This is a genomic window from Pseudomonas sp. Sample_21 (assembly GCF_004307525.1).
GTDB lineage: Bacteria > Pseudomonadota > Gammaproteobacteria > Pseudomonadales > Pseudomonadaceae > Aquipseudomonas > Aquipseudomonas atacamensis.
In genome coordinates, this window is the sequence record NZ_RCNZ01000116.1 from 1 (window position 1) to 2733 (window position 2733).

General features: G+C 52.9%; 3 protein-coding genes and 3 tRNA genes. All 6 read left to right on the top strand.

What is annotated here, in order from left to right; all coding sequences use genetic code 11:
• Positions 1 to 129: 129 nt before the first annotated feature.
• A complete protein-coding gene (gene birA / locus D8U71_RS22680; protein ID WP_125925891.1) occupies positions 130 to 1083 on the top strand; it encodes a bifunctional biotin--[acetyl-CoA-carboxylase] ligase/biotin operon repressor BirA in 954 nt (317 codons plus the stop codon).
• A complete protein-coding gene (locus D8U71_RS22685) occupies positions 1073 to 1825 on the top strand; it encodes a pantothenate kinase (RefSeq protein WP_122700378.1) in 753 nt (250 codons plus the stop codon). The genes birA and D8U71_RS22685 overlap by 11 nt, the downstream gene beginning before the upstream one ends.
• Before the next feature lie 7 nt (positions 1826 to 1832).
• Positions 1833 to 2264, top strand: coding sequence for a hypothetical protein (locus tag D8U71_RS22690; protein ID WP_125925892.1), 432 nt, complete (start codon positions 1833 to 1835; stop codon positions 2262 to 2264).
• Between the two features lie 142 nt (positions 2265 to 2406).
• Positions 2407 to 2491 (top strand) — tRNA-Tyr (locus D8U71_RS22695).
• Between the two features lie 25 nt (positions 2492 to 2516).
• Positions 2517 to 2590, top strand: a tRNA-Gly gene (locus tag D8U71_RS22700).
• Positions 2591 to 2617: 27 nt separating this feature from the next.
• A tRNA-Thr gene (locus D8U71_RS22705) sits at positions 2618 to 2693 on the top strand.
• Positions 2694 to 2733 lie beyond the last annotated feature (40 nt).

A 2733-nucleotide genomic window follows, 5' to 3' on the forward strand; every position in this document is an offset into this window, starting at 1 on the left:
AATTCCGAAACCCCAATTGCGAAAGCAGTTGGGGTTTTGTTTTGCCTGCGAGAAATGTGTCCGCTTGATTTCTATGCAACGGCCCGGGGCATGGCTATTATGCGGGCCTCATTGTGAGGCGATACCTGCATGCTGACGTTGTTGAATCTACTGAAGGATGGACGATTCCATTCCGGACAGGACCTGGGCGTTGCCCTGGGAATAAGCCGAAGTGCTGTATGGAAGCAGCTACAACAGCTTGAAGCTGAACTTGGTCTGTCGATCCATAAAGTTCGCGGTCGCGGATATCAATTGTCGACGCCTCTGACGCTCCTTGATCTTCTGGAAATAACCAGGAAGATGCCTCAATGGCCGGTGCGTGTGTTCGACTCTGTTGACTCGACAAATGCCGAAGCTCTTCGCTCCATCAGTGACGGCGCCGCCGCGCCGTTTTTGGTGCTCGCGGAGCGACAATTGGCAGGCCGTGGTCGTCGAGGTCGTAAGTGGGTAAGCCCATTTGCAGAAAATCTTTATTACAGCCTTGTACTCCGCATCGAAGGCGGCATGCGTCAGCTTGAGGGATTGAGCCTTGTTGTTGGCTTGGCGGTGATGCAGGCCTTGCGAAACACCGGTGTGCCCAATGCCGGTTTGAAGTGGCCCAATGATGTTTTGGTGGGTAACAAGAAAATAGCTGGCATTCTGCTCGAACTCGTCGGCGATCCGGCGGATGTGTGTCATGTTGTGTTGGGTATAGGAATCAACGTGAATATGCAGGTTGCCGATGAGGTCGACCAGCAATGGACTTCTATAAAACTGGAGTCAGGCAAAGCCTGCGATCGCAATGCTCTGGTGGTTGAATTGAGTAATCAACTCAAGATTTATATCCATAAACACCAGCTCAACGGGTTCGCAAGTCTGCAGGCAGAATGGGCGGAAAATCATCTGTGGCAGGGGCGCTCCGTGTCGTTGATCGCGGGTAACAGCCGTATCGATGGAGTAGTGCTCGGGATTGATAACCAAGGCGGGTTGCGCTTGATTGTAGATGGTGTCGAAAAGGCCTTTAGTGGCGGAGAGCTCAGCCTGAGGTTGCGTGATGATTCTTGAGCTTGACTGCGGCAATAGCTTTATAAAATGGCGCGTGCTGGATGCGTCGGCGAGCGAGCTGGTCTCGGAAGGAGTTGTGGATTCCAATCAGGCTTTGCTTGAGAGCCTACGGATCATAAAGTCACTCTCGCTGCGCAAGTGTCGTTTGGTAAGCGTCAGGACTAACGAGGAAACTAGCGCTTTAACCGAAATGCTTGAGCGCGAGTTCGGTATTCCTATCTCGTGTGCGAAGCCCGCTCGCGAGATGTCTGGTGTTCGAAACGGCTACGAAGACTATGAGCGTCTGGGGCTTGATCGCTGGCTGGCGATGCTTGGCGGCTTTCACCTGGCTGCCGGGAGTGCTTGTCTGGTTCTCGACTTCGGTACCGCGGTTACTGCCGATTTTGTCGGGCCTGACGGTGAGCATCTCGGTGGGTTCATTTGTCCAGGCATGCCTTTGATGCGAAACCAGCTTCGCACCCATACCCGTAAAATTCGTTATGGTGATGAGGCGGCAGAGCGCGCCCTTTCCAGTCATGTCCCGGGGCGTACCACCGTGGAAGCGGTGGAGCGCGGTTGTTCTTTGATGCTGAGGGGCTTTGTTCTCACTCAATTAGAGCTGGCTCGAGCGTACTGGGGAGAGCAATTCACCGTCTTTATTACGGGAGGGGATGCCGAGTTGGTTAAAGGCGTCGCGCCTGACGCCAGGGTTGTGCCCGACCTGGTTTTTGTCGGCTTGGCGATGGCGTGTCCCTTGTCCTGAGGTTTATATGCGTTGGTTGTTCCTGCTCCTAGTGGTTCTCAATGTTTTTTACTATGTCTGGCATCAGCAGGAAGCGCCCTTGCGAGCCAAAGATGTAACGCCCCTTAGTCTGTATCGCGGTTCGCAGCAGGATATCCGTCTACTGAGCGAAACTGCTGGTGAAGGCGGGAGAGGGCAGGTGGTGCCGCGTCAGCAGTGTCTTTTCCTTGGTGGATTTTCTGAAGAGGATTCAATTGCCAAGCTGCAACAGCGCCTGGTGGCGATGAGGGTCAATGCTCAATCCGTGCCGAAAGATGCTGCAGGAAGCGGTTACTGGCTTGCAGTTGCGCCGGATGGCCAGCGTTTGTTGGGCGATCAGCAGTTGCAAAACCTTTCCAAGGAATTCAATGAGTTAAAACATAAAATAATGCTGTGCGAAGGGGTTGCACCTGCTCAATAGTTTGCATAGAATGGCGCCCGCTCCACAGCGAACACCTTAAACGGGATTCGAAGTGAAGCGTGTCAACGCAGCTAACCTCAGGTTTTTAAATGAGAAAATGCTTGACAGGGGTTTGGCATGATATAGAATGCCGGCCTGATTAGGAGGGGTTCCCGAGCGGCCAAAGGGATCAGACTGTAAATCTGACGTCTACGACTTCGAAGGTTCGAATCCTTCTCCCTCCACCAGATTTAAGCGTGAGCTGCAGGCTCCGCGGGTATAGTTTAGTGGTAGAACCTCAGCCTTCCAAGCTGATGATGCGGGTTCGATTCCCGCTACCCGCTCCAAGTTTGCAGGTTGTGCAAAAGGGTTTTGCTCTTGTAGCTCAGTTGGTAGAGCACACCCTTGGTAAGGGTGAGGTCAGCGGTTCAAATCCGCTCAAGAGCTCCATATAACAAGGCAGATATGAAAATATCTGCCTTTGTTTTAA

What these genes read in the sequence shown, in the direction of transcription:
- birA (WP_125925891.1), top strand. Translation starts at nt 130, where the DNA reads ATGCTGACGTTGTTGAATCTACTGAAGGATGGACGATTCCATTCCGGA.
- D8U71_RS22685 (WP_122700378.1), top strand. Translation starts at nt 1,073, where the DNA reads ATGATTCTTGAGCTTGACTGCGGCAATAGCTTTATAAAATGGCGCGTG.
- D8U71_RS22690 (WP_125925892.1), top strand. Translation starts at nt 1,833, where the DNA reads ATGCGTTGGTTGTTCCTGCTCCTAGTGGTTCTCAATGTTTTTTACTAT.